The sequence below is a fragment of the Gordonibacter sp. 28C genome, assembly GCF_003339845.1.
Classification (GTDB): Bacteria; Actinomycetota; Coriobacteriia; order Coriobacteriales; family Eggerthellaceae; genus Gordonibacter.
Map to the genome: position 1 here is coordinate 466,225 of NZ_PPTR01000001.1, position 23,928 is coordinate 490,152.

17 protein-coding genes are annotated in these 23,928 nt (G+C 66.6%); 13 read left to right on the top strand and 4 right to left on the bottom strand.

Features of this window, described 5'->3' with window-relative positions; translation table 11 throughout:
* The first annotated feature begins 1 nt into the window (after position 1).
* The 10 genes from C1878_RS01900 (at position 2) to C1878_RS01945 (ending at position 14,707) form a co-directional block, all read left to right on the top strand.
* A complete protein-coding gene (locus tag C1878_RS01900; protein WP_114600002.1) occupies positions 2-2,608 on the top strand; it encodes a bifunctional diguanylate cyclase/phosphodiesterase in 2,607 nt (868 codons plus the stop codon).
* 80 nt (positions 2,609-2,688) lie between these two features.
* On the top strand, positions 2,689-3,630 hold the full coding sequence (gene cysK, locus C1878_RS01905) for a cysteine synthase A (protein WP_114600003.1): 942 nt from the start codon (positions 2,689-2,691) through the stop codon (positions 3,628-3,630).
* 669 nt (positions 3,631-4,299) lie between these two features.
* Positions 4,300-5,418, top strand: a complete 1,119-nt coding sequence (tilS, locus tag C1878_RS01910; protein ID WP_114600004.1) for a tRNA lysidine(34) synthetase TilS — start codon at positions 4,300-4,302, stop codon at positions 5,416-5,418.
* Between the two features lie 90 nt (positions 5,419-5,508).
* Positions 5,509-6,201 carry a nucleoside triphosphate pyrophosphatase gene (locus C1878_RS01915; protein ID WP_114600005.1) on the top strand — a complete coding sequence of 231 codons (693 nt, stop codon included), beginning with the start codon at positions 5,509-5,511 and terminating at the stop codon, positions 6,199-6,201.
* Positions 6,202-6,433: 232 nt separating this feature from the next.
* Positions 6,434-7,009, top strand: a complete 576-nt coding sequence (gene hpt / locus C1878_RS01920) for a hypoxanthine phosphoribosyltransferase (protein WP_206749704.1) — start codon at positions 6,434-6,436, stop codon at positions 7,007-7,009.
* 144 nt (positions 7,010-7,153) lie between these two features.
* Positions 7,154-9,484 carry an ATP-dependent zinc metalloprotease FtsH gene (gene ftsH, locus C1878_RS01925; RefSeq protein WP_114600007.1) on the top strand — a complete coding sequence of 777 codons (2,331 nt, stop codon included), beginning with the start codon at positions 7,154-7,156 and terminating at the stop codon, positions 9,482-9,484.
* On the top strand, positions 9,485-10,792 hold the full coding sequence (gene folP / locus C1878_RS01930; protein WP_114600008.1) for a dihydropteroate synthase: 1,308 nt from the start codon (positions 9,485-9,487) through the stop codon (positions 10,790-10,792).
* Between the two features lie 232 nt (positions 10,793-11,024).
* Positions 11,025-11,813 (top strand): biotin--[acetyl-CoA-carboxylase] ligase, encoded by a 789-nt coding sequence (locus C1878_RS01935; RefSeq protein ID WP_114600118.1) that lies wholly within the window; start codon positions 11,025-11,027, stop codon positions 11,811-11,813.
* A 571-nt stretch (positions 11,814-12,384) separates the two neighbouring features.
* Positions 12,385-13,902: an MATE family efflux transporter gene (locus C1878_RS01940; RefSeq protein WP_114600009.1), complete on the top strand. Its 1,518-nt coding sequence runs from the start codon at positions 12,385-12,387 to the stop codon at positions 13,900-13,902.
* A gap of 172 nt (positions 13,903-14,074) precedes the next feature.
* Positions 14,075-14,707 carry a biotin transporter BioY gene (locus C1878_RS01945; protein ID WP_114600010.1) on the top strand — a complete coding sequence of 211 codons (633 nt, stop codon included), beginning with the start codon at positions 14,075-14,077 and terminating at the stop codon, positions 14,705-14,707.
* 108 nt (positions 14,708-14,815) lie between these two features.
* On the opposite strand, the gene C1878_RS01950 is transcribed toward C1878_RS01945, so the two are convergent.
* Positions 14,816-15,925, bottom strand: a complete 1,110-nt coding sequence (locus C1878_RS01950; protein WP_114600011.1) for a beta-ketoacyl-ACP synthase 3 — start codon at positions 15,923-15,925, stop codon at positions 14,816-14,818.
* Positions 15,926-16,466: 541 nt separating this feature from the next.
* Complete coding sequence (locus C1878_RS01955) at positions 16,467-17,168, bottom strand: Crp/Fnr family transcriptional regulator (RefSeq protein ID WP_114600012.1); 702 nt, start codon at positions 17,166-17,168, stop codon at positions 16,467-16,469.
* Between the two features lie 421 nt (positions 17,169-17,589).
* On the opposite strand from C1878_RS01955, the gene C1878_RS01960 reads away from it, so the two are divergent.
* From C1878_RS01960 to C1878_RS01970, 3 genes are all read left to right on the top strand, one after another.
* Entirely contained in the window at positions 17,590-19,830 is a 2,241-nt protein-coding gene (locus tag C1878_RS01960; protein ID WP_114600013.1) for a molybdopterin-dependent oxidoreductase, read from the top strand.
* A 2-nt stretch (positions 19,831-19,832) separates the two neighbouring features.
* On the top strand, positions 19,833-20,171 hold the full coding sequence (locus C1878_RS01965) for an oxidoreductase (RefSeq protein WP_114600014.1): 339 nt from the start codon (positions 19,833-19,835) through the stop codon (positions 20,169-20,171).
* Between the two features lie 170 nt (positions 20,172-20,341).
* On the top strand, positions 20,342-21,049 hold the full coding sequence (locus C1878_RS01970) for a hypothetical protein (protein WP_114600015.1): 708 nt from the start codon (positions 20,342-20,344) through the stop codon (positions 21,047-21,049).
* Between the two features lie 217 nt (positions 21,050-21,266).
* On the opposite strand, the gene C1878_RS01975 is transcribed toward C1878_RS01970, so the two are convergent.
* Both C1878_RS01975 and C1878_RS01980 read right to left on the bottom strand, forming a co-directional pair.
* The gene (locus C1878_RS01975) at positions 21,267-21,932 is read right to left on the bottom strand and encodes a haloacid dehalogenase type II (RefSeq protein ID WP_114600016.1); all 666 of its coding nucleotides are present in this window, start codon (positions 21,930-21,932) and stop codon (positions 21,267-21,269) included.
* A gap of 147 nt (positions 21,933-22,079) precedes the next feature.
* A complete protein-coding gene (locus C1878_RS01980) occupies positions 22,080-23,513 on the bottom strand; it encodes an SLC13 family permease (protein WP_114600017.1) in 1,434 nt (477 codons plus the stop codon).
* Between the last annotated feature and the right edge of the window lie 415 nt (positions 23,514-23,928).

A 23,928-nucleotide genomic window follows, 5' to 3' on the forward strand; every position in this document is an offset into this window, starting at 1 on the left:
CATGGACGAGTACGCGGAGAATGGCGCCGAACAGGCGCCGGCTTCGGACGACGTGCAGGCCGACGCCTACCGGTTCGTGCTGGACACCGTGCTGGACGGCATGCGCGCGAACGTGTACGTGACCGATCCCGCCACCGACGAGATCCTGTACATGAACCGCACCATGCGGGAAGACTACGGGCTCGACCGGCCCGAGGGCGCCCTGTGCTGGCAGACGCTGCAACGTAATCTGGATCGCCGCTGCCCGTTCTGCCCGGTGGACAAGCTTAAGGCCTTCGGCGAGCCGGGCCACGTGATCGAGTGGGAGGAAACCAGCTCGAAAACGGGACGCGTGTACCGCAACTGCGACAGCCTCATACGCTGGGTCGACGGCTCGCTCGCGCACCTTCAGCAGTCCGTGGACATCACGGACGTGAAAACGGCCAGCATCGACGAGCTTACCGAGCTGCTCACCCGGCGCATTGGCAAGGGCAGGCTGCAGGCGCGCCTCAGCCGTGCGGGCGACGAGGGCGACGTGTTCTGCGTGTGCCTGTTCGACATCAACCGCCTCAAAGAGATCAACGACACGTTCGGCCATGCCGAGGGCGACGTGGTGCTACGCGCAGCCGCCGATGCCGTGCGCGGCCAGCTCTCGGGCGACGAGTTCGCCTTCCGCCTTTCGGGAGACGAGTTCGTGTGCGTGGTGGAAGGGGATGCCGCGGAGGCGCGCGGCAAGATGGAGCGCGCCGACGACCAGCTCTCGCATCGCGTGAAGAGCGATCTGCGGGAAACGGGCTTCTGCTTCGGCGTCGTGGAAGTGCATCCCGCCGACGAAGCCGAGCTCAACGACGTGCTCACGCTGGCCGACGAGCGCATGTACGAGCAGAAGCGGCGCCTGCACATCGGGCGCAGCGTGGCGCGGGCCGAAGAGGCCCTTGCGCGCCACGCCGCCTTGGCCGAGGAGGACGTGCGCGCGTTCGAGTTCGACAAGAGCCTGCTGTACGACGCGTTGGTGGACAGCACGGACGACTACCTGTACGTGTGCAACATGAAAACGGGCGTGTTCTGCTATCCGCAGCCCATGGTGGAGGAGTTCGGCCTGCCCTCGCAGGTGGTCGCCGACGCGGCCGCCGTGTGGGGCTCGCACGTGCATCCCGACGATTACCAGGCGTTCATGGAGTCGAACCAGGACATCGTCGACGGACGGGCGACGCGCCACTGCGTGGAGTACCGCGCGCGCAACCGCGTGGGCGAGTGGGTGTGGCTGCGCTGCCGGGGCACGGTGGTGCCGGATGCGAACGGCGAGCCCTGCCTGTTCGCGGGCTTCATCGCCAACCTCGAGAAGAAGAACGAGGTGGATCCCCTCACCGGGCTGTTCAACAAGTTCGAGTTCGAGGGCGCGGTGCGCCGCGCCTTGGAAACGCGCGCCGACGAGCGCCTGGGCCTCATGGTGCTGGGCATCGACGACCTGCGCCACATCAACGACCGCTACGACCGAGGGTTCGGCGACGACGTCATACGCATCATCGCGCATCGCATCCAGAGCGCCCTCGTGGGGCGGGCGCACGTGTACCGGCTGGACGGCGACGAATTCGCCGTCGTGGCGCGCGGCGACGACGCCGTCGCCCTTCCCGACGTCTACCAAGCGCTGCACCAGGCGTTCCGTCGCCAGCAAACGCACGAGGGCAAGAAGTTCTACTGCACGCTCTCGGCCGGCTGCGCCCAGTATCCCGACGATGCGGAGAACTACGAGGACCTGGTGAAGTTCGCGAACTACGCGCTCGAGTACGCCAAGGGCCACGGCAAGAAGCGGCGCGTGTCGTTCTCGCCGAGCATACTGGCCGAGCGCTCGCGCACGCTGGAGCTCGTGGAGCGTCTGCGCGACAGCATCGAGCACGACTTCGAGGGCTTCCGCCTGGTGTTCCAGCCGCAGGTGCGCGCCGCGGACGGGAGCGTCATCGGCGCCGAGGCGCTGGCGCGCTGGAGCTGCGACGCCTGCGGCGAGGTGCCGCCGCTGGAGTTCATACCGCTTTTGGAGGAGAGCGGGCTCATCGTGCCGTTCGGCGCCTGGGTGCTGTACCGCGCCATGGAGACCGCCGCGCAGTGGCGGGCGTACGATCCCGATTTCGTCATGAGCGTGAACCTGTCGTACCGCCAACTGGACGAGGTGAAGCTCGTGCCCAGCATCGCCGAGGCGCTGTCGCTGACGGGCCTGCCTCCTGCGAACCTCGTGGTGGAGATGACGGAAAGCTGCTTCGCCAGCAGCGAGGAGGCGGCGCAGCGGCTGTTCGCCGGCGTGCGCGCGCTGGGGGTTCGCGTGGCCATGGACGACTTCGGCACGGGCTACGCGGCGCTGGGCATGCTCAAGCAGTCGCCGGCCGACATCGTGAAGATCGACCGCACGTTCGTGCGCGACATCCAGGACAGCACGTTCGACGCCACGTTCATCCGCTTCGTGGTGGAGCTGTGCCACGACGTGGGCATCCGCGTGTGCCTGGAGGGCGTCGAGATGCCCGAGGAGTACGAGGCCGTGAGCGGCATGGGCTTGGACAGCATCCAGGGCTTCCTGTTCGGCCGCCCCTGCCCGCCCGAGGAGTTCGAGCAGAGGTTCCTGGCCAAAACCTTGTGAAATAGTGCGGCTGAAAGCTTGCCATTTCACGAAGGCATGCTACTATAGGCAAAAACCTACTGAAACGCTAGGAGATTGAAATGGCAGACCAGGTATCGCAGATCATCGGCGAGACGCCGCTCGTGCGGCTGGACGCGCTCTCGCAGGACGTGGGCGCCGACGTGTACGCGAAGTACGAGGCCGCCAACCCCGGCGCCTCCATCAAGGACCGCGCCGCGAAGAGCATGATCGACCGTGCCGAGGAGCGCGGCGAGATCGCGCCGGGCCGCACGGTGCTCGTGGAGCCCACGAGCGGCAACACCGGCGTGGCCATCGCCATGATCGGAGCCGCGCGCGGCTACGACGTGGTCATAGCCATGCCCGAGTCCATGAGCCGCGAGCGCCGCGCCCTCATGGCCGCCTACGGCGCGAAGCTCGAGCTCACGCCGGCGGCAACCGGCATGGCCGGGGCCGTGGCGCGCGCCGAGGAGATCGCGCGTGACACGCCGGGCGCGTGGATCGTGGGGCAGTTCACGAACCTCGACAACCCCCGCGCTCACGAGGAGACCACCGGCCCCGAGATCGTGCGCCAGCTGGGCGGCTTCCCCGCTTACGTGGTGGCCGGAGCGGGAACGGGCGGCACCATCTCGGGCGTGGCCCACTACCTGCGCGCCCAGGGAGCGCCCACGAAGTTCTACGCGGTCGAGCCGGCGGAAAGCCCGCTTGTCTCGCAGGCGCTGGCCGGCGAGGAGCTCGCGCCCGCATCCCACGGCATCCAGGGCATCGGGGCGAACTTCATCCCCGCCACGCTCGATTTGGACGCGCTCGACGGCGCGCTGTCCGTGCCGACGCCCGACGCGCTGGCCGCCGCGCGCGACCTGGCTTCGCGCGAGGGTCTGCTCGTGGGCATATCCTCGGGCGCGAACGCCGCCGCCGTGCGCAAGCTGGTAGCCGAGCATCCCGAGGCGCGCGGCACGACCATCGTGACGTTCGCGGTGGACACGGGCGAGCGCTACGTCTCCACCCCGCTGTTCGAGCAGTAGGTCGGGCCCGTCTGCTTGCCCGCGCACCCAGGCGCCCGTGCACCAGGGCGCCTGCCCGGGCTCCTGTTCGCCCACCCGCCTGCCCGTTCGCCCGCCCTCGCGCCCATCCGCTTGTCCGCGCGCCTGCCCGTCCGGACGGACGCCTGCTCGCCAGGACGCCCATTTTGCCCGTCCGATCGCCTGCTCTGTCTGAGCGTCCGCCTGCCCGAACATGCGCCCGCTTCTTGCCGAAGCGGGCGCATGCGGCCTCGACTGCCTTCGCCCGCTTTTCGTCGGCGCTCTGCATCTCCCCGTGCATGGGCGAGGCGGTTTTCTGAGCAGAATTGACGGTTGGGAATGCGGGGCGGTTCGAATGCTGGCAAGGCGGTCGCGTTTCCCCAGCTCGCATATTTCGACCGCAGGCGGTGTATCGCCGAGGTTGTCGCCGGTGCGCCTCTGAAGGCGTTTGGCGCGGTGAAATCCGTGCACAACGGTAAAATCTGCTCAGAAATCGATCATCCGCTTGCACTTGGCGAATCGCGGTCGGCTGTCGGCGCCCGTGCCGGCGCCCCTTGCTCCGCCGTTCTCTTGCGCTTTCCTCCGGTGGCTCGGTTTTGCGGCGGTGACGTATAATCGCGGGGAAGCGCGGTTGTGCTTGCCGCGTGCGAAACTCGCGAAAGGAGCGCCATCATGTCCGCACCCGCCGTCATCGACCGTATGAGGGCCGCCCTCGCCGAACGGGCGCTGGGGGGCTCGGATACGCCGGCTTTGCTCATGGTGTCGGGCGGCTCGGACTCCACGGCGCTCGCTTACCTGGCCTCCGAACTGCACGAGGCCGGCGACTTGGGGCAGCTTGCCATGCTGCATGTGAACCATCAGCTGCGGGGGGAGGACGCCGACGCCGACGCGCGCTTCGTCGCGCAGCTGGCCGAGCTGTTGGGCATCCCGCTGTTCTCCTGCGAGATAGACATCGCCCGCGAGGCCGAGCGCACCGGCGAGAACGTCGAGGCCGTAGCTCGTCGCGAACGCTACCTGGCGGCGAACGAGGCGCTCGAGAGCCTGTGCCTCCATGCGGCCGCGCCGCTCGCCGACGGGCGCATCTTCACGGCGCACACGGCCGACGACCGCGTGGAGAGCTTCTACATGCGCTCCATCGTGGGAACGGGGCCGGGCGGCTTCCGCGCCATGCGCTACCGCAACGGGCCGGTCGTGCGCCCCCTTTTGGACGTGAGCCGCGACGATCTGCGCTCCTGTCTGGCTGAACGCGAGCGGGCGGGCGAACCGGTGGCCGTGGACGCGGAGGGGAACCTCTGGCGCGAGGACGCGACGAACGCCCACACCGACCGCTTCCGCGCCTACGTGCGCCACGAGATCGTGCCCCGCGCCAAGGAGCGCAACCCGCAGCTGCTCGACGTGCTGTGCCGCACCATGAACCTCGTCGCCGACGAGGACGACATGCTGGAAGGGCGGGCAGAGGCCCTGGTGGAGCGCCAGGCGTCATGGCTTGAGCAAGCCGAGGCCCTGGGCGTCGACCATGGCGCGGGCTGCGTGCTGGCGCCCGCGTTGGGCGCCGAGCCGCGCCCGATGCAGCGGCGCGCGGTCGTGCGCGTGCTGGGCCTGATGCTGGGGTCGGAGGCGCGGGTGGAAACCGCCTCAGTGGAGGCCGTGCTCGCCGCCTACGACGCCGCCGGCGCCCCGCGCGGCGGTTACGTGGCCAACATCCAGGGAGACCTGGCCGTCAGCGCCAACAAGCACGGTGTGCGCATCGAGCCCATGGCCGCCTTCCGCGCCCGCCGCAAGAGGGGCTAGGGCGCATCGTCCGCGTGACCGAACGTCCGCCGTTCGCCGCAGGCGGAGATCACGGCCCAGGCCGTGTCGGCTTGCGCTACAATACCGGACATGGAAAACGAACAGAACACCAACGAGGCGGCCGCGCCGAGCGCGCAGGCCGCCGACGCGCAGGAGCAACCTGCCATCGACCTCATCCTGGCCAGCGGCTCGCCGCGCCGCAAGCAGCTGCTCGAGGACGCGGGCGTCGCGTTCGCCGTGCGCGTGTCCGACGTCGACGAGGCGCTCGACGCCGACCTTCTGGCCGATCCGCCCGAGGCCGCCAAGAAGCTCGCCGAGCGCAAGGCGGGCGCCGTGGTGCAGGAGGTGCTGTCCGAGGACTACCTGGGCGTCGCCGCCGTGCTGGGCGCCGACACCATGGTCGTGCTCGACGGCGAGATATTCGGCAAGCCGGCGAGCCTCTCAGACGCCAAGCGCATGCTGCGCCGCCTGTCGGGGCGCACTCACGAGGTGCTCACCGCCGTGTCGGTGTGGATGGTGGCCGCGCCCGAGGCGGAGAAGATATCCGTGGGCTTCCGCACGTTCGTCGACCGCGCCGCGGTGACGTTCCGCGACCTCACCGACGAGGAGATCACCGCCTACCTGAAGCTGGGAGAGTCGTTCGACAAGGCGGGCGCGTACGCCATCCAGGGCGCCGGGGCCAACTTCGTCGACCGCGTCGAGGGCGCGATGGACACGGTCATCGGCCTGCCCGTCGGCCGCTTGAGGGAAGACTTCCCCGACCTGATGGCGCCTGTGGCTTAGCGTCGCCGAGACGCCCCGACGCCCCGGTCCCGCCTTCTCGAGCACTCGTTTTCTTCAACCTATACGCCCTGTTCCCACGGCAAATGTAAAAATCGTGGCCCTTCGCCCGGCGTTACCGTCTTGTCGCCTTTTATGCGGGGTGCAATGGTACACTAACCCAATTCAAGGTAAGCGTGACGCCGCAGATCACCTACCGTGCTTCGGCGCGGCGCGTGGGGTCGGCGGAGCGCGGATGCGACGAAGCGACGAAGGATGCAGGCTTGTGCATAGCGACATAGCGGAGGTACTGTTCACCGAAGAGGAAATCGCCGAGCGCGTGGGCGAGATCGGCCGCGCCATCACGCGCGACTACGCCCATACGGCAGACGGAGACGGCATCGTGCTCATTTCCGTGCTGCGCGGGGCGGCCATCTTCATGGCGGACCTGGCCCGCAAGATCGAGCTGCCGGTGGAGATGGACTACATGGCCATCTCGTCGTACGGCAACGGGGCCAAGAGCTCCGGCGTCGTGCGCATCCTGAAGGACCTCACGTCCGAGATCGAAGGGCGCCACGTCATCGTGGCCGAGGACATCCTCGATTCCGGCCTCACCTTGACGTACTTGTTGAAAAACCTGGCGTCGCGCCATCCCGCCTCGGTGGAGGTGGCCACGCTGCTGCGCAAGCAGACGCGCGCGCAGGCTAAGATCGACTGCAAATACATCGGATTCGAATGCCCCGACGAGTTCATCGTCGGCTACGGGCTGGACTTCGCGGAGCGCTACCGCAACCTGCCCTACATCGGCATTCTGAAGCCGGAGGTTTACTAACGACGTCCCTGCTGCGGACTGAAGGCGCGCCAAGCGGCGCCGCCTATTCGCAGGCAGGCGAGCGGCAGCGGTTCGAGCGGCGGCGGACGGAGGTCCCCTCGCCTGGAACCGCGGTCGGCCGTTCGGGAAGGAAAGTCAGGCTCTATGGCACAAGACAACAAAAACAAAAAGCCGCAGTTCCAGCAGCCGAGTCCCAGGACGACCATCATATCGGTCCTCCTGTTCATGGTCGTGGCCTTCTTCGTGGGCCAGCAGTTCATGAACATGTCGGCAAGCGGAACCCCCACCGACGGCTTGATCACGTCGGAGTTCGTGCAGGCCGTGGAACAGGACCGTGTGACGAGGGTCGTGTACGACGCCGGCGGGCACACGGTTTCCGGTTCGTACTACCCGGCCGTCACGGCGGGCTCGACGGAGGCCGACGCGTTCAACGAGGCCATCCAGGCGCTCAACGCGCGCATGGCCACGCTCAAGAACCCCGACACGGGCAAGGCGCTCGGCGGCGTGGGCACGTCCGACGTGGGCGCGGCCACGCTGGGCACCGAGCACAACTTCACGTCCACCTACGTGGGCCAGGACTCGCTCGGCGAGCTCATGGCCGCGCATCCGAACATCCCCTACCAGGTGAACCTGCCCTCCGGGTTCGTGGACATCCTCATCACGCTGCTGCCCATCATCGCCATCGGCGCGCTGCTGTTCTTCTTCTTCAACTCCATGCAGAAGGCGAACAACTCGCAGATGTCGTTCGGCAAGGCGAAAACGAAGAAGTCCATCGAGGAGCGCCCCGACGTGAAGTTCTCCGACGTGGCCGGCGTGGACGAGGCCGTGGAGGAGATGCAGGAGATCAAGGACTTCCTGGCGAACCCCGCGAAGTACCAGTCCATGGGCGCGAAGATCCCGCGCGGCTGCCTGCTGGTGGGCCCTCCGGGCACCGGCAAGACGCTGCTGGCGCGCGCCGTGGCCGGCGAGGCGGGCGTGCCGTTCTTCAGCATCTCCGGCTCCGACTTCGTGGAGATGTTCGTGGGCGTGGGTGCCAGCCGCGTGCGCGACCTGTTCCAGCAGGCTAAGGACGCCAGCCCCGCCATCATCTTCATCGACGAGATCGACGCCGTGGGCCGCCAGCGCGGCACCGGCTTGGGCGGCGGCCACGACGAGCGCGAGCAGACGCTGAACCAGCTGCTGGTGGAGATGGACGGCTTCGAGAGCAACGACTCCGTGGTGCTCATCGCCGCCACGAACCGCGCCGACGTGCTCGACCCCGCCCTGCTGCGCCCCGGCCGTTTCGACCGCCAGATCGTGGTGGACGCGCCCGACGTGAAGGGCCGCGAGAAGATCCTGCAGGTGCACTCGAAGGACAAGCCCATCGGCAGCGACGTCGACCTGTCGAAGGTGGCCAAGCTCACGCCGGGCTTCACGGGCGCCGACCTGGCGAACCTCATGAACGAATCGGCGCTGCTCACCGCGCGCCGCGGCAAGAAGATCATCACGCAGCGCGAGGTGTCCGAGTCCATGGAGCGCGTCATCGCCGGCCCGGAGCGCAAGGGCCGCGTGCTGGACGAGCAGACGAAGCACACCATCGCCTACCACGAGAGCGGCCACGCCCTGGTGGGCCACACGCTGCCGCACGCCGACCCCGTGCACAAGATCTCGATCATCTCGCGCGGCCGGGCGCTGGGCTACACGCTGTCCATCCCCAAGGAGGACAAGGTGCTCAACTCGCTCGGCGAGATGCGCGACGAGCTGGCCGTGTTCATGGGCGGCCGCGTGGCCGAAGAGATCTTCTGCGACGACATCACCACGGGTGCTTCGAACGACCTCGAGCGCGCCACGAAGATGGCCCGCGCCATCGTCACGCAGTACGGCATGAGCGCCGAGCTGGGCACACAGGTGTTCGGCCAGCCGAACCACGAGGTGTTCCTGGGCCGCGACTACGGCAACACGCAGGACTACTCCGAGGAAACGGCCAAGCGCATCGACGACGAGGTGGCCCGCATCATGAAGGACGCGCACGACCGCGCCTACGAGATTCTGGTGGCCCATCGCGAGCAGATGGACCTCATGGCCAGCGTTCTGCTGGAGCGCGAGACCGTGGAGGGCGAGGCCTGCCAGGCCCTGCTCGACAACACGTGGGACGAGTACCTGAAGCACGAGGGCGAGATCAACGCCCGCAAGGAGGCCGAAGAGGCCGCCGCCCGCGCCCGCGACGCGAAGCTCGCCGACCCGAACTGGAAAGAGGAGCCGGTGGAGCCGGGCGACCAGAACCCGAACCCCCCGTTCCGCGAGCCCGCCGAGGAAGACCGCGTCGAGGGCATTCCGGCACCGGACGCCTCGACGCCCTCCGCGCCCGCCGGCGAGCAGCGCGCCGAAGGGTCGAACGACTTCCTGGGCGAGCTGGAGAAGGGCTTTCGCGAGATGATGGGCGACGGCAAGTCTGCCGAGCGCAAGGACGACAAGAAAGGCGACGGAGAGAAGTAGATGATCTGGCGCTGCGCTTCGTTTGAGTTCGACACCAAGATGCCCATCGTCATGGGCATCTTGAACGTTACCCCCGATTCCTTCTCCGACGGCGGAGAGCACGAAGGGCCCGAAGCCGCGCTCGCGCACGCTGAGCGCATGGTGGAGGAAGGCGCCGCCATCGTGGACGTGGGCGGCGAGTCCACCCGTCCGGGCGCCGCGCCCGTGAGCGTGGAGGAGGAGCTGGCCCGGGTGCTGCCGGTGGTGCGCGCGCTGGCCGAGCGCGGCGTGTGCGCGAGCATCGACACGCGCCGACCCGAGGTGGCCCGCGCCGCCGTGGAGGCGGGGGCGTCCATCGTGAACGACGTGTCCGGCTTCCGCGACCCGGCCATGGTGGAGGTGGCGCGCGCTTGCGAAGCCGGCCTCGTGGTCATGCACATGCGGGGCGAGCCGGCCACCATGCAAGACGACCCCGTGTACGACGACGTGGTGAACGACGTGCGCGACTACCTGCGCGACCGCGCGGCCGCGTTGGAGGCGGCGGGCATCGCGCGGGGCCGCATCTGCATCGACCCCGGTCCCGGCTTCGGCAAGGCGCCGAAGCAGACCATCGAGCTCGTGCGCAACTTCCAGGAATTCGCGCGGCTGGGCTATCCCGTGATGGCGGCGCTCTCGCGCAAGAGCTACATCGGCTACGCCTACCGTATCGACGAGCCGAAGGACCGCGACCACGCCTCGGCCGCTGAGGCGCTCATGGCCTGCGAGCTGGGCGCGAACGTCGTGCGCACGCATAACGTGGCCGAAACGGTCAAGGCGCTCAAGGACCTGCGCCCCTACGTGCTGCTGGGCCTGGGCTGCAACGTGCCGCTCGTGGCCGAGCCGGGCGAGGAGCGCGAGGGCAAGATCGCGCTGTTGAACCAGGCCGTCACGGAGCTGTGCGCGCTGCCCGACTCGCAGATCATCGACATCTCCGGCTTCTACGAGAGCGAGCCGGCCTACTACCTGGACCAGGACACGTTCGTGAACGCCGTCGCGCTGCTGCGCACCGGCTTGGCGCCCAAGGAGCTCTTGGGCTACCTGCACGCCATCGAGAACAGCCTGGGCCGCGTGCGCGAGATCGAGAACGGCCCGCGCACCTGCGACTTGGACATCATCGACTACCAGCTCTACGTGACGGACAACGACCTGCTCACGCTGCCGCACCCGCGCGCCCTCGAGCGCGACTTCGTGGTGCAGCCGCTGCTGGAGCTGCTGCCGAGCCATGTGCTGGCCGACGGCACCCCCGTGAGCGCGGACCAGGTGACGGTGGGGAAGGCGACGCGGCTGTAAGGCGCGCGGATGCCGGGGGCGGCGCCAGCGCCGCTGCGCCGCTGCGGCTATGCCGCTTTCCCGGTCGCCTCGTAGGGGCGCTCTCCAGAGCGCCCGTTCCGGCGAAGCCGGAAAACCAACGACGGCACATGTTTTCGCGCTCCGCGCGAACGGGCGCTCTGAAGAGCGCCCTACGGTACGATCCGTCAAAACGCCCTTGGCGGTGATGTTCAACCTGCGAGAGGGGGAGCCCATGCTTGAGTTCCGCGTTCGGCAGCTCGACGAGACGACTTCGACGAACGACGAGGTCAAGCGCGCGCTCGAGGCCGGCGAACCCGAGGGCCTGGCCGTGCTCGCCCTGCGTCAGACGGGCGGCTACGGGCGGCAGGGTCGCGCGTGGGCGAGCCCCGAAGGGGGCCTGTACCTGTCGCTGTTGCTGCGCCCGCAGGTGGATGCTGCCGTGCTGCCCACGTTGAGCCTCGTGACCGGCCTGGCCGTGCGTCGCGCCGCCGCCGAGCTGCTGCCCCCCGACGCCGGAGGAACCGTGCTGGTGAAATGGCCGAACGACTTGGTGGTTCCGGCGGCCTGCCGACCTGCGGGCATCCAACCTGCGAGCGGCATCGAGTATCGCAAGCTGTGCGGCATCTCGCTCGAGGCGCATGCGGGCGGGGTGTGCGTGGGCATCGGCGTGAACGTGGAGCCTCCGGACCGGGCCGACGTTGCGAAGGTGGGCGGCAAGAACGTCCCCGTCTACCTTCCCGAACTGGGCTTCGAGGGCTGCGTGGACGACGTTGCCGCCGCGGTGCTGCGAGCCTACGCGCCGCTGTACCGCACCTGGCTGTCCGAAGGCTTCGCTCCGCTTGTCGACGAGTACGCCGCGCACGCCAGCCTCACCGGACGCAGCGTGCGCATGGTGAACCGATCGGGCGAACCGGTCGCCCAGGGCACCGTGGCCTCGGTAGACGAGTTCGGCCGTTTGGTTTTGCGCGCGTCTGACGGCTCGCTCGTGCCGGTCGCCTCGGGCGAGGCGCATCTGGTGTAGGGCTCGCTTGAAATCGAAAAAATCCGCGCCAGCGAGCTTTTCTGCTAAAAAATGACGTTTGTGAACGAACATTCGATGATTTTTATATCTAAGTAAAATTATCATTAAATAAAAGGCCAGGTGAATACATCGCGGGCCTAATTATCCTCGTGATAGATCATTCACAAACGTCATTTTTTAGCAGAAAGCGGCTTCGGGAATAAATTTTGAGCTCTCGAGGTCGACGGCAGCCGGGTGCTGATCGCCAGCAACCCCGCAGGGTCCTCCTTATCGTAGGCTCTTGGAGGCAAGATCGAAAGGAAAAGACCCCACGAAGGCTGGGCCTAACCGTAAGGGGGGGGGCTGCTCGCCCGCTGTGTTTCAAGGAAGGAACGCGACGCGTTTCTCCGCGTACGGACGATTCGGGATTCGCGTCCCTTCGCCTGTTCGGCCGCCGTCTAGCGCCTGAATCGGTCCATTGGCGGCGCTTCGCTGTGGGCGGTTTGTGTATCCGCTCGCAAGGTGTTCTCCTAAGTATGCGCGCGCAAGTAAAATATCTCGTTCCGCAAAAATGAGAAAGGCACGTCAAGACATGGCAGCAGCTGCAGCGACGAAGGCGAAACTACCCCTCGACCTCAACGAAGAAAGCACGGGCGCGCCGCTCGGCAAAGACCCGAAGAACCCCGAGCGCGACAGCAAGGTCAGCCGCATGGGCACGGCGTCCATCCCGCGGCTCATCACCGAGTTCGCCATTCCCGCCATCTTGGGCATGGTGGTGAACGGCGCCTACAACGTGGTCGACTCCATATTCCTCGGGCAGGCCATGGGCGAGATCGGCCTGTCGGCCGCCACGGTGGCCAACCCCATCATGATCGTGTTCATGGCCATTTCCATGCTCATCGGCAACGGCGGCAACGCGCTCGCCGCCCTGCGCCTGGGCGAGGGACGGCGCGTGGACGCCGAGATCAGCTTGGGCAACACGGTGCTGCTGAGCGTGGTGGTGTCGGCCGTCGTGGGCATCGCGGCGTTGAACCCGGCCGTCATCGACAGCCTGCTCACGCTCTCGAGCGCCACCGCCGACGTGCGGCCCTACGCGCATGCGTTCCTCCAGATCATCTGTTTCGGCTTCATCTTCCAATGCATCGGCATGGGCGTGAACAACTTCATCCGCACGGCCGGCGCGCCCAACCGCGCGCTCGTCACCATGCTCATAGGCCTGGTGGTGTCGCTGGTGTTCAACTACCTGTTCGTGCTCCGGTTCGGCTGGGGCGTTGAGGGCAGCGCGCTGGCCACCATCATCGGCCAAGGCGCTTCGTGCGTGTCGGTGCTGTGGTACTTCATCTTCACGAAGAAGGTTCCGCTCAAGCTGCATTTCCGCTACATGACCCCGCATCTCAAGGTTATCGGCACCATCCTGTCGCTCGGGTTCGCCAGCTTCGCCGTGCAGGCGGGTATGGCGGTGGTGAACTTCGTCATCAACCACTTGCTCGTGCAATACGGCGCGCTCAGCCCCATCGGGGCCGACGACGCGCTCGCGTCCATCGGCGTGGTGCAGCGCATCGCCATGTTCACCGTGCTGCCGCTCGTGGGCGTGGCCGTGGCCATCCAGCCGCTGCTGGGTTTCAACTACGGCGCGAAGCTCATCGACCGCGTGCGCAAGACGCTGTGGTGCGGCATAGCCGGAGCCACGGCGCTCGGCACGGTCATGTGGGCCGTCGTGCACCTGTTCCCCGAGGCCATCGTGGGGGCGTTCGGCATCACGCATCCGGGGCTCGTCGACTTCACGGTGTTCGCGCTCAAAGTACAGCTGTTCATGCTGCCGTTCGTGGGCTTCCAGATCGTGGGATCGAACTATTTCCAAGCCACGGGCCAGCCGCTCAAGTCCATCGTGCTGTCGCTCACGCGCCAGATACTGTTCCTCGTGCCGCTGCTGTTCGCGCTGCCCGAGGTGCTGCCGCAGATCATATCACAGTTCACCGGGCTCGACGCGCTGTACTTCGCCACGCCCTTGGCGGACTTCCTGTCCATCTTCACCACGGTCATCTTTATCATCGTGGAGATGCGCCGTTTGAAGAAGCTGGAGCGCGGCGAGATCACAGCGAAGTTCTAGCTTCGCGCCCTTCCGCAACCTGGGTTATCTTGCGAAGGCGGCCGACGAGCCGCCTTCGCATTTGTCACCCTCTGGAATCTTCTCGGAAGACGCGGCGCCGCACCATGCGCTAGGCTTGTGAACGACAAGCAAGAGCATATCGGCGCGCGTGGCCGAGAGGGAGAATCGAATCATGGAGCAGGCGAAGGAAATGAAAGGCGCGTCGCGCGTCGGCACGCGATCGGTGGCGTTCGTGGGGCTGTCGATCGCGCTCATGGCGGTGTCGGCCTGGGTGTCGGTGCCGTTCGGGCCGGTGCCCTTCACGCTGCAAACGTTCGTGATGGTGTTCGCGTTGCTGGTGCTGACGCCGGGCGAGTGCCTTGCCGCTATCGGGGGGTACCTGGTTATCGGCGCGGTGGGCTTGCCGGTGTTCTCGTCCATGCGTGGCGGCATCGGCGTGGTGGCCGGGCCGACGGGTGGCTTTCTGTGGGGCTTTTTGCTGGGGGCCGTCGTGGCGCTGGCGTTCCTCCGGCTTGCGGATATGCGGCTGCGGCGCGGTGCGGCGGTGGAGGCCGGAGCGGGCGACGGGGTTGCGAAAGGCGGCAGGGGAAAGCGTCGCGCGCTCGCGGTCGACGTCGTGGCCGGTTTCTTGTTCCTGCTGGTGATGTACGTGTGCGGCTGGATCCAGCTCATGGGCGTGGCAGGGCTCGGGCCCGAGGCCGCGTTCGCCACGGCGGTCGCGCCGTTCCTCATCGTCGACGGCGTGAAGCTAGTCGCCGGCGTGCTCACTGCCCGAGCTGTGCGGAAGGCTTTGCCGAGGCGCTAGCGCCTCGTTTTGGGCCCAGCTTGTTTTCGCAGTGCGGTTTGCCGCCTTCGGAGCATGTGGTCCAAAGGCGGCAGGCGTGCAATGACCGGTTCGCCTTGGCGAAGTTTCTTACGCCTCGTACACCACGGCGCCCGAGGTGAAGCCGCCGCCGAAGGCCACGAGCACCACCTTGTCGCCGCGCTTGATGCGGCCGCCGGCGTAGGCTTCGGCCAGGGCCATAGGTAGGCTGGCGGCCGAGGTGTTGCCCGCGTGCGCGATGGACAGCTGGAACAGGTCCATGGGGCGGTCGAGCTTCTTGGCGGCGTACTTGATGATGCGCTCGTTGGCCTGATGGGGCACGATGCACGCCACCTCGTCGAGCGAGACGCCCGCGCGCTCGAGCGCGCGGTTCACGGCCTCGGTCATGGCCTCGGCGGCGAACTTGAACACCTTCTGACCGTTCATATAGATGGTCTGGTGCGGCCGGCCGGCCTCAACGGCCTCGAGCACGTCGAGCTCTTCGGCGATCCGGGCGGCGGCCGCATCGGTCGTGGTGACGTCGGGCGCGATGCCGTTCGCGTCGAAGGGCTGGGGCGCGTCGTACGCCGAGGGGCAAGAGAGGGCGTTCGTCACGTCGTCCTCGTTCACGATGAAGCTGCTCAGGATGCCCGGGCGCTCGTCGCTCCATTCGAGCACGGCCGCACCCGCGCCGTCGCCGAACAGCACGCAGGTGTTGCGGTCGGCCCAGTTCGTCAAGCGGGTGAGACGTTCGGCGCCCACCACGAGCGCGCGGCGCACGGGGTTGCGCCCGGCGGCGCCCGGCGCGCCGGGGGCGGAGGCGGCCATCATGGTTTCGGCCACGGTCAGGCTGTAGACGAAGCCCGTGCAGGCGGCGTTCAGGTCGAAGGCGATGGCGTTCTCCAGGCCCAAGCGGCGGCGCAGCAGCCCCGCCATGGAAGGGACCACCATGTCCGGCGTGATGGTGGCGAACACTACGAGGTCGATCTCTCCCGCCTCGAAACGACGCTCGGCGAAGCCGCCGTCGGTCCAGCCCAAAGCTTCGCGCGCGGCCGCCTCGGCCAGATCGGCGTTCGACTCGGCAACGGCGACGTGCCGACTCTCGATGCCGGTGCGCGTCCTGATCCATTCGTCGTTCGTGTCCACGAGCGCTTTCAGGTCGTCGTTTTGCACCTCGAGCGCCGGAACCGCCTTGCCGAACCCCACCAATGCACTGCCCACAATGTTCTCCTGCCTTTGCCGACCTTGAACGCGCAGCGCGAGGCCGGAGACGGCTGGAGCGGTGCGCGATGGACGGCAAAATACTTCGATAATCAAACTAATTCGATTATAACACGCGACGCGAAGGGGAAAGCATCCCCAAGCGATGTCCACAAAGCGCTCGCCGTCTGTTGGCTGCCCGCTTTGCTGGGTTTACCATCGGGGCAAAACTATCGTTCAAGATTCGTTCGCTTTCAGGGGCGAGCGGGCCGAAGCGTTCACTCCCGGAATGCACCTTGCGGGGGCATCGACAGGTTTTCCTTGGCACAGTAATGACAGATTCTTTGCATGTTCGGGGACGAAAGTCCCTCTGTTGGTTGATGATGGCTGTTTACACCAATCGTTTTCCCAGTTCGCACGGTTCAGATGTCGTTTGCTAAAAGACATGCGCGCAGAGAATCTGTCATTACTGTGCCAAGGAGGTCTTCGCGGCGAATCGGTTGGCCGGCGGGGGCGACCCCGATGCGCCGCGATTCGGGATGCGACCGTGGCGACGAGGCGGCTAGCCTATCAGCCCCTTGGGGTCGCGCACGAGGTAGGAGCCGTCGCGCTTGTCCACGACGCCCTCGTCGGCCAGGTTGCGCACGGCGGTGTTCACGGTCACGCGGTTGGCGCCCAGCATCTCGCCTATCATCTGCTGGGTGAGCTTGAACGTGATGCGGTGCCACCCGTCGCCCAGCGGCTCGTTGCAGTCCTTCGCGAATCCCAGCAGCATGAGGTACACGCGCATGCGCACGTCGTAGCGCTCCGTTTCGCGCAACCGCTCGTTGGCCGAGAAGAACTTGTGCGCGAGCGAGCTGATAACCAGGTCGAACACGTCGCCATCGGCCATCATGGCCGCCTTCATGCGCTCGCGGGCAACGCGCACGAGCGTCGTGCGCTCCAGGGCGGTGAACACCGTGTTCGACGGAAGGCCCGAAAGCGCGTTCGACTCCAAAAACAGGCTGCCGCGCAGGAAAAACGCGCCGTGACGAGGCAAGCCGGCAGGTCCGGGGCTCGACGAGGCCACCAAGCCGTCGAGCACCAGGTAGCAGAAGCGCGCGTCGCGCTCGGCGTGCAGCTGCTCGCCGCGCTCCAGCACCACCTCGTCTCCGAGTTCCACCAGGCGCTCCCAATGGGGCTCCATCTCGTAGGCTCGGTAGGGGAAGTCGGACGGCAGCTCCACGCCGTCGAGCGAGAACGCCTCGTTGCTGATGTTCGGCATGCTGGTCCTTTCCCTATCCGTTCCGTTTCACGCGGTTGCTCGAAGCGAGTCGACGCTCGCCTTGCGACGCGGCACCGCCCTGTTCCTCGCGTGCCCCGAAGCGGGCGTACAGCAGCCCTCGATTCCCGTGGCCATCAAATATAACTCAAGTTACGAATATAGCATACCGCGCCACCTGCACGGGGAAGGGGGCGAGGCGACGCACGCGCATCCTCCACCAACGTCGAAGCATTCCGCCATTCTCTCGAAAAGCCACTTCCCGGCATACTGCCGAGGGTAGTATGCCGCCCTTCCTCCCTCATCAATCCCATATTCTGACGCCAGCCGCGCGATTTCACGTCCCGGCGGCGATTCGCCGCCCCATCCCGCGCGGCATGCTGTGTCCAGTGCTATTCGACGAGAGAACCAAGGAGGGCGAAGCATGGAGAAATCAGAGGGCATCACCATCCCGCATGAAAAGCCGTGGCGCTACGAAGAGGGCGAGTACACGGTGACGCGCGGCAGCGCGTGGTCGGGGCCGGGGTGCCACCTGGGGTGCGGCGTGCTGCTGTACACCGACAAGGAAGGGAAGCTCGTCAAAGTCGAGGGCGACCCCGAGAACCCGATGACCGAGGGCCGTTTGTGCGTGCGCTGCCTGGACATGCCCGAGATCGTGAACCACAAGGACCGTATCACCTATCCGATGAAGCGCGCCCGCGAAGATCGCGGCAAGAACAAGTGGGAGCGCGTGACCTGGGACGAGGCGTACGATATCGTCGAGCGCGAGTTCAACGCCATCAAAGAGAAGTACGGCGCCGAATCGGTGGTCTTCATCCACGGCACCGGCCGCGACATCGCGCCGTGGCAATCGCGCCTGTGCTGGTCGTTCGGCAGCCCGAACTACGGCAACGTACTCTCGGGAAACGCGTGCTACCTGCCGCGCGTGGCCGGCATGGCCGCCACGACGGGCTCGTTCTGGATCGCCGACGTGGCCCAGCATTTCACGGACCGCTACGACCATCCCGGCTGGACCATGCCCGAGGTCATGTTCGTGTGGGGCAACAACCCCATCATCGCGAACTCGGACGGCTTCTTCGGCCACTGGGTCATCGACCTCATGAAGCGCGGCATGAAGACCGTGGTCATCGATCCGCGCGTGACGTTTTTGGCGGCGAAGGCCGACCTGCACCTGCCCATCCGTCCCGGCACCGACGCGGCGCTGGCGCTGGGCATGCTCAACGTCATCATCAACGAGGAGATCTACGACAAGGAATTCGTGGACTGCTGGTGTTACGGCTTCGACGAGCTGAAGGAGCGCGTGCAGGAGTACCCGGCCGACCGCGTGGCCGAGATCACCTGGATCCCCGAGGGGAAGATCGTGCGCGCCGCCCGTATGCTCGCTGCGGCGAAGCCGGCCACGCTGCAGTGGGGCTTGGCCATCGACATGACGCGCGAGGCGATTCCCGCCGGCCAGGCCATCGCGGCGCTGTTCCAGATCACCGGCAACATCGACTGCCCGGGCGGCTTGGTGCCCCCGGCGGAGATCATGGCGTACTCCGGCGGCTGGGGCCGCGACCTGCTGCCCGAGGAGCAGGAGCCGAAGCGCCTGGGCCTCGACCGCTACCGCCTGTTGCAGATGGGCTTCAAGCAGTCCTCGCCCGACGTGCTCATCGAGACCATGGAGACGGGCGTGCCCTACGAGATCCACGGCGCGCACTTCCAGACCACGAACGGCCTGGCCTGCATGGCCGCCGATCCGCAGCGCGTGTACAAGGCGTTCGGCAAGTGCGACTTCATCGTGTCGGTTGACCTGTTCATGACGCCCACCATCATGGCGCTGGCCGACGTGGTGCTGCCCGCGGCCACGTTCCCCGAGCGCAACGGCATCCGCGTGGGCGACGGCCCGCAGCGCGGCGAGGTCATCAACAAGGTCACGCAGATCGGCGAGTGCAAGTCCGACATGCAGATCAACCTCGAGCTGGGCAAGCGCTTCAACCCCGAGGCCTGGCCGTGGGAGACGCCCGAGGAGATGTTCACCGAGCTGCTGAAGCCCACCGGCTACTCGTGGGAGGAGCTGCGCGAGGAAGCGCCCGTGTACCTGCCGGTCGAGTACTACAAGTACAAGAACGGCAAGATGCGCGAGGACGGCCAGCCCGGCTTCCAGACGGCCACCGGCCGCATCGAGCTGTGGTCGACGTTCTACAACGCGGCCGAACTCGACCCGCTTCCGTACTTCGAGGAGCCCGACCCCGGCCCCGGCTCCACGCCCGAGCTGTTCGCGCAGTACCCGTTGGTGCTGACCACGGGCGCGCGCAACTGGAACTACTTCCATTCCGAGCATCGCCAGATCGAGCGCCTGCGCAAGATGCATCCCGACCCCATCGTGCAGGTGCATCCCGACAAACTGGCCGAACTGGGCATGGAGGACGGCGAGTGGGTGTGGATCGAGAACCAGAACGGCCGCGCCAAGATCAAGATCGAGTCGACGCCCATCCTCACCGACCCGCGCATCGTGGCCTGCGACCACGCGTGGTGGAAGCCGGAGAGCGACCCGGAGAAGTTCTTCGACGTGTTCGAGTACAACATCAACAACCTTATGGTGTACAGCCCCGGCAAGAGCGGGTTCGGTTCCAACTACAAGACGAGCATCTGCAGGCTCTACAAGCTAGAGGACGGTGAGTAACGATGGCCCAGTACGGTATCTTGGTGGACTACGAGTGGTGCACCGGCTGCCATTCGTGCGAGTTCGCGTGCCAGATGGAGCACGGCTACCCGGTGGGGCAGACGGGCATCCTCGTGAACGAGATAGGCCCCTGGAAGATCGACGAGGACGTGTGGCAGCTGGCCTACATGCCTGTGCCCACCGACCAGTGCGACCTGTGCGCCGCGCGTCGGGAACTGGGCAAGGTGCCCACCTGCGTGCAGCACTGCCAGGCGAAGTGCCTTGAGTACGGCCCGTTGGAGGAGCTGAACGCCAAACTGGCCGCCAAGACGAAGCAGGCGGTGTTCGCCCTGGGCGAGTAAGGGAAGACCCCGTGCGCCGGCTTGCGGCCGGCGCACGGGACGGCGGCGGCCGCAAGCGCGCGGGGTGCCGCAGGGGCCGCGCGCCGTGCCGCTCGCGCGAGTGTCAGCTATGCGCGCATGCGCCCCGGCTAACGTCGGGGCGCATCGGCATTCGGAGGAAAGGAACGCTCATGGACACCATCGTGCTGCTGATCGCGGTTGTCGTCGGCCTCGTGGCGTTGGAGCTGCTGGGCATGCGCGCGTATCGCCGCCATCGGGCGCGCAAGGCGGCGGCCTTCACGCGGGAGAACGTCGGTGCGGTGTACGACGATCTGCAGGCCGCGCGAGCCCGTTGCTTGACGGAGAAGCGCACCTACGGGATGCTGGCCGACGCCGCTCGCGCAGGCGGTCGCGAACAGGACGGTGCCGTGCTGGACGCGCTGGCCGCCGGCGAGCGGGCCCATTTGGCCGCGCTCGAGGATTTCCGCGGGCCGTTGCACGCCGAAAGCGTGGATCCCGAGTCGCGCCCGCCTTTGCCGACGGGCCTCGACGACGCCCTGCGCGAAGTGGCCGCGCGCGCCGACGCTTGGAGCACGGGGCCTTGTCGCGACGCCGCCGCGCGCGCCCGCGTGCACGGCCACCGCGACATCGCGAAGCTTTACCGCCAGCTGCAGGAGGTGGAGCAAACAGCCGCGTGCCTCTGTCTCGACATGGCCGAAGGGGCTCGTCCGCCCGAGCTCCTCTCGCGCTGCCCCTCCTGCGGCCTCATCGTGGCCGGCCGCCGTCCCGCCTTCTGCACCGTGTGCACGAAGCCCGGTTTCGAGTTCGAGGACGTTGAGGTGCCTGCCGCAGCCACCGCCGGCGAAGTGGCGGGGCCCGTTTCGGGGAGCGCCGCATAGAAAGCGCCTCTATATTTACCAGCATCGACATGCACCCGGCCAGGTTGTCTTCCTGAGCGGAGGCGGCGAAAGCCGCCGGAGTCGAAGGATCCCGTGCGGCGCGAGCCGGATGCGCCTCGGCTGGCGCCGCACGGGATCCTTCGACTCGCTTCGCTCGCTCAGGATGACAACCCGGCAAATGCAACCGCCTTGTAGCTAGGTGATGCCGCGAACGCTGTTACGCCTCTTCCACCTGTTCCGCCAGTTCCAGGAGGTTGCTCGCCACGTAGTCCGCGCGCACGCCCAGCTCCTCCGGGGGGAGGTTGCGGCGGTTCAGCCAGCCCACAGTGAAGCCGAACGATTTGGCGCCGGCCACGTCCCAGCCGTTCGAGGACACGAACAGCAAGCGCTCCCGCGCAATGCCCAAGCGATCGACGGCCAGTTGGTACACCTCCGGACGCGTTTTGAACAGCCCCACCTCGTCGGCGCTCAGGCAGGCGTCCAAGTGCGCGTCCAGCCCGGTGCGCGCCGCGAGCGGCTCGATCATTTCCAGGTTGCCGTTCGTGAGGATGGCCTTCTTGCGTGCGCCGAACCGCGCCATGGCCTCGATGGCCTCGGGGTACATCTCCAGCTTTAAGTAGGAGGCCATGAGGGCCTCGATCTTCCCTTCGTCGACCGCAAGCCCCAGCTCGGCCAACGTGTAGCGCAGCGCGTCCTCGGTCACGTGCCAGAAGTCGACGTAGCGCCCCATGAGCGTGCGCAGCCACGAGTACTCCAGCTGCTTCTGCCGCCACAGCCGGCTGATGCCCGCCCCGCTGCCGGGGTATTCCTCCTCGCATTTCCGCTCCACCGAGTACACGTCGTACAGCGTGCCGTACGCGTCGAACGCGATGCCCTCTATCATGTCCGTTCCCCTTTCCCCTGTGCGGTCGCCGCAGCCGCGGTCCTCGCTCCATTGTGCGACGAATTCGACGAGCCGGCAAGCGGCAAAAAGGCCCGCACCGAAACGATGCGGGCCTTGCAGGCAGACAAACCGTTACGCTGCCGAAGATCAGTAGCCCACCATGCTCACGAGCGGAGCCAAGATGGTGGCGTGGAGGATCATCATGGCGATGGTCGGCGCGATGCCGGCCTTGAAGAACTCGCCCATCTTCCACTGGTTGTGCTTGAACGTCATCATGTTGTTGCTGTCCACGCCCAAGAGGAACGTCGTGTTGGCGTTGAACGCGATGATGATGGCGAAGACGGCGGCCGACACTCCCATGCCCGGGCCCATGGCCGCAAGCGGAATGAGGCTGATGGCGATGAGCGCCGGGCCCACCGGAATGATGAGGCGCATGAGCGGCAGCGCCACGGCGGTGGCGGCGATCACGGCGAACGCCGACACCGCCATCTTGCCCACGGTGGCGCCGAACAGCCAGCTGGCAGCGCCCTGCTCCTTGATGCCGCCCGCGATGGACTGCACGCAGCCGATGAGCAGCACGATGGCCCACTGCACGCTGGCGATGTACTCTTTCCACGTGAGCACGTCGATGCCGGGCAGGAAGAACAGCGCCAGGCCCGCGACGGCGATGGCCGTGGCGTCCCAGCCCGTCCAGTTGCTGGCGAACCAGCACACGATCATGAGCGCGAGGATGGCGAGCACCTTCTTGTCGAACATATCGAGCTTGCCCACCGACGCGCCCGACTTCTCGATGGCGAGCATGGTCTCGTCGGAAATGCGGTCCGTCTTGAAGATGAGCGTGACGGACAGCCAGCACACCACCAGCAAAATGATGGCGATGGGCGCGCAGATGATGACCCAATCGAGGAACGAGATGGTGAAGCCCGCGTTCGCGCCCAGCATGTTCAGGGTCATGATGTTCAGCGCCGAGCCGGCGGGTGTGATCATGCCGCCCATGCACGAGGCGTACGCGATGCCGATCATGAGCGCCTTGCCCAGGTTGGCGGCGTGCTTCGCGGTGCCGTTCTTCTGCTCGACCTCGATGATGCTGGACATGGCGATGCCGGCGAACAGGGCCGTGCAGGGCAGGTTCGACACGAACGCCGAGATGACGGCCGTGGCCACCATGAACATGAGCACCGTGAGCTTCGCGTTGCCCTTCGTGATATGCATGAGCGTGAACACGATCTTCGTCGGGATCTTCGTTTTCAGCAACGCCGACGTGATGCCGAACGACGCCAAGATGAAGAAGATGACGTTGCTGATGAAGTTCGCCCAGACGCCCGGTGTGCCGTTGTACGGGAAGATGCCGAATCCCGGCATCAGGCACATGAGCGCCAGGCCCGAGATGGCCATGGGCACGGGCTCCGTCACCCAGAGCACGATGCCGGACACCATGAGCGCGATGGCCATCTTGCCCGCGTAGGACAGTCCTTCCGGCGTGGGAAGGAAGTGCGCTATCACGATGATGGCGATGGCTACGCCGATAAGCGCCAGACGCTTGCCGAGCGACGTGCCTTGCTGCTTGTTGTTGTCGGACATGAAATAATCAACCCCCTTGCTTTCCTATAGGATCCTTGTTCGATCGGAGCTTCGGTCGATCCCCCTTTCTTCGATGCCCTTTGCGCGAGAGGCGCGCCTTTGCCGAATGCTCGCGTTCAACTATCCGCCAGCGCGCGGGGACGCGAATCGAATGGCGGTTGCTAAATGCGCGCGCTCCCATCGAAAAATCCGTATGAAGGGCCCGCTCGTCGGGGGTCATACGCTCGGTAGTATGGCGTTACTGCGCTTTCGCTTCGCACGTCCGATTCGCGTTCGCGGCGTTCACGTTATGGTGGGCGCTCGAGCGGTGCCGAGAAGGCAAGATGTGCGCCTCGGACGGCTCGGCATCGTTTCAATGGCCGAACGTGCTTGCAGGGGGTGGTCGCAATGAACGCAGTGGGGAAGAACAGCACGC

Coding starts and splice junctions, on each gene's coding strand:
- hpt (WP_206749704.1), top strand. CDS start 6,434: ATGCGACGAAGCGACGAAGGATGCAGGCTTGTGCATAGCGACATAGCG.
- tilS (WP_114600004.1), top strand. CDS start 4,300: ATGTCCGCACCCGCCGTCATCGACCGTATGAGGGCCGCCCTCGCCGAA.
- ftsH (WP_114600007.1), top strand. CDS start 7,154: ATGGCACAAGACAACAAAAACAAAAAGCCGCAGTTCCAGCAGCCGAGT.
- C1878_RS01960 (WP_114600013.1), top strand. CDS start 17,590: ATGGAGAAATCAGAGGGCATCACCATCCCGCATGAAAAGCCGTGGCGC.
- C1878_RS01955 (WP_114600012.1), bottom strand. CDS start 17,168: ATGCCGAACATCAGCAACGAGGCGTTCTCGCTCGACGGCGTGGAGCTG.
- C1878_RS01935 (WP_114600118.1), top strand. CDS start 11,025: ATGCTTGAGTTCCGCGTTCGGCAGCTCGACGAGACGACTTCGACGAAC.
- folP (WP_114600008.1), top strand. CDS start 9,485: ATGATCTGGCGCTGCGCTTCGTTTGAGTTCGACACCAAGATGCCCATC.
- cysK (WP_114600003.1), top strand. CDS start 2,689: ATGGCAGACCAGGTATCGCAGATCATCGGCGAGACGCCGCTCGTGCGG.
- C1878_RS01970 (WP_114600015.1), top strand. CDS start 20,342: ATGGACACCATCGTGCTGCTGATCGCGGTTGTCGTCGGCCTCGTGGCG.
- C1878_RS01940 (WP_114600009.1), top strand. CDS start 12,385: ATGGCAGCAGCTGCAGCGACGAAGGCGAAACTACCCCTCGACCTCAAC.
- C1878_RS01915 (WP_114600005.1), top strand. CDS start 5,509: ATGGAAAACGAACAGAACACCAACGAGGCGGCCGCGCCGAGCGCGCAG.
- C1878_RS01900 (WP_114600002.1), top strand. CDS start 2: ATGGACGAGTACGCGGAGAATGGCGCCGAACAGGCGCCGGCTTCGGAC.
- C1878_RS01980 (WP_114600017.1), bottom strand. CDS start 23,513: ATGTCCGACAACAACAAGCAGCAAGGCACGTCGCTCGGCAAGCGTCTG.
- C1878_RS01945 (WP_114600010.1), top strand. CDS start 14,075: ATGGAGCAGGCGAAGGAAATGAAAGGCGCGTCGCGCGTCGGCACGCGA.
- C1878_RS01965 (WP_114600014.1), top strand. CDS start 19,833: ATGGCCCAGTACGGTATCTTGGTGGACTACGAGTGGTGCACCGGCTGC.
- C1878_RS01975 (WP_114600016.1), bottom strand. CDS start 21,932: ATGATAGAGGGCATCGCGTTCGACGCGTACGGCACGCTGTACGACGTG.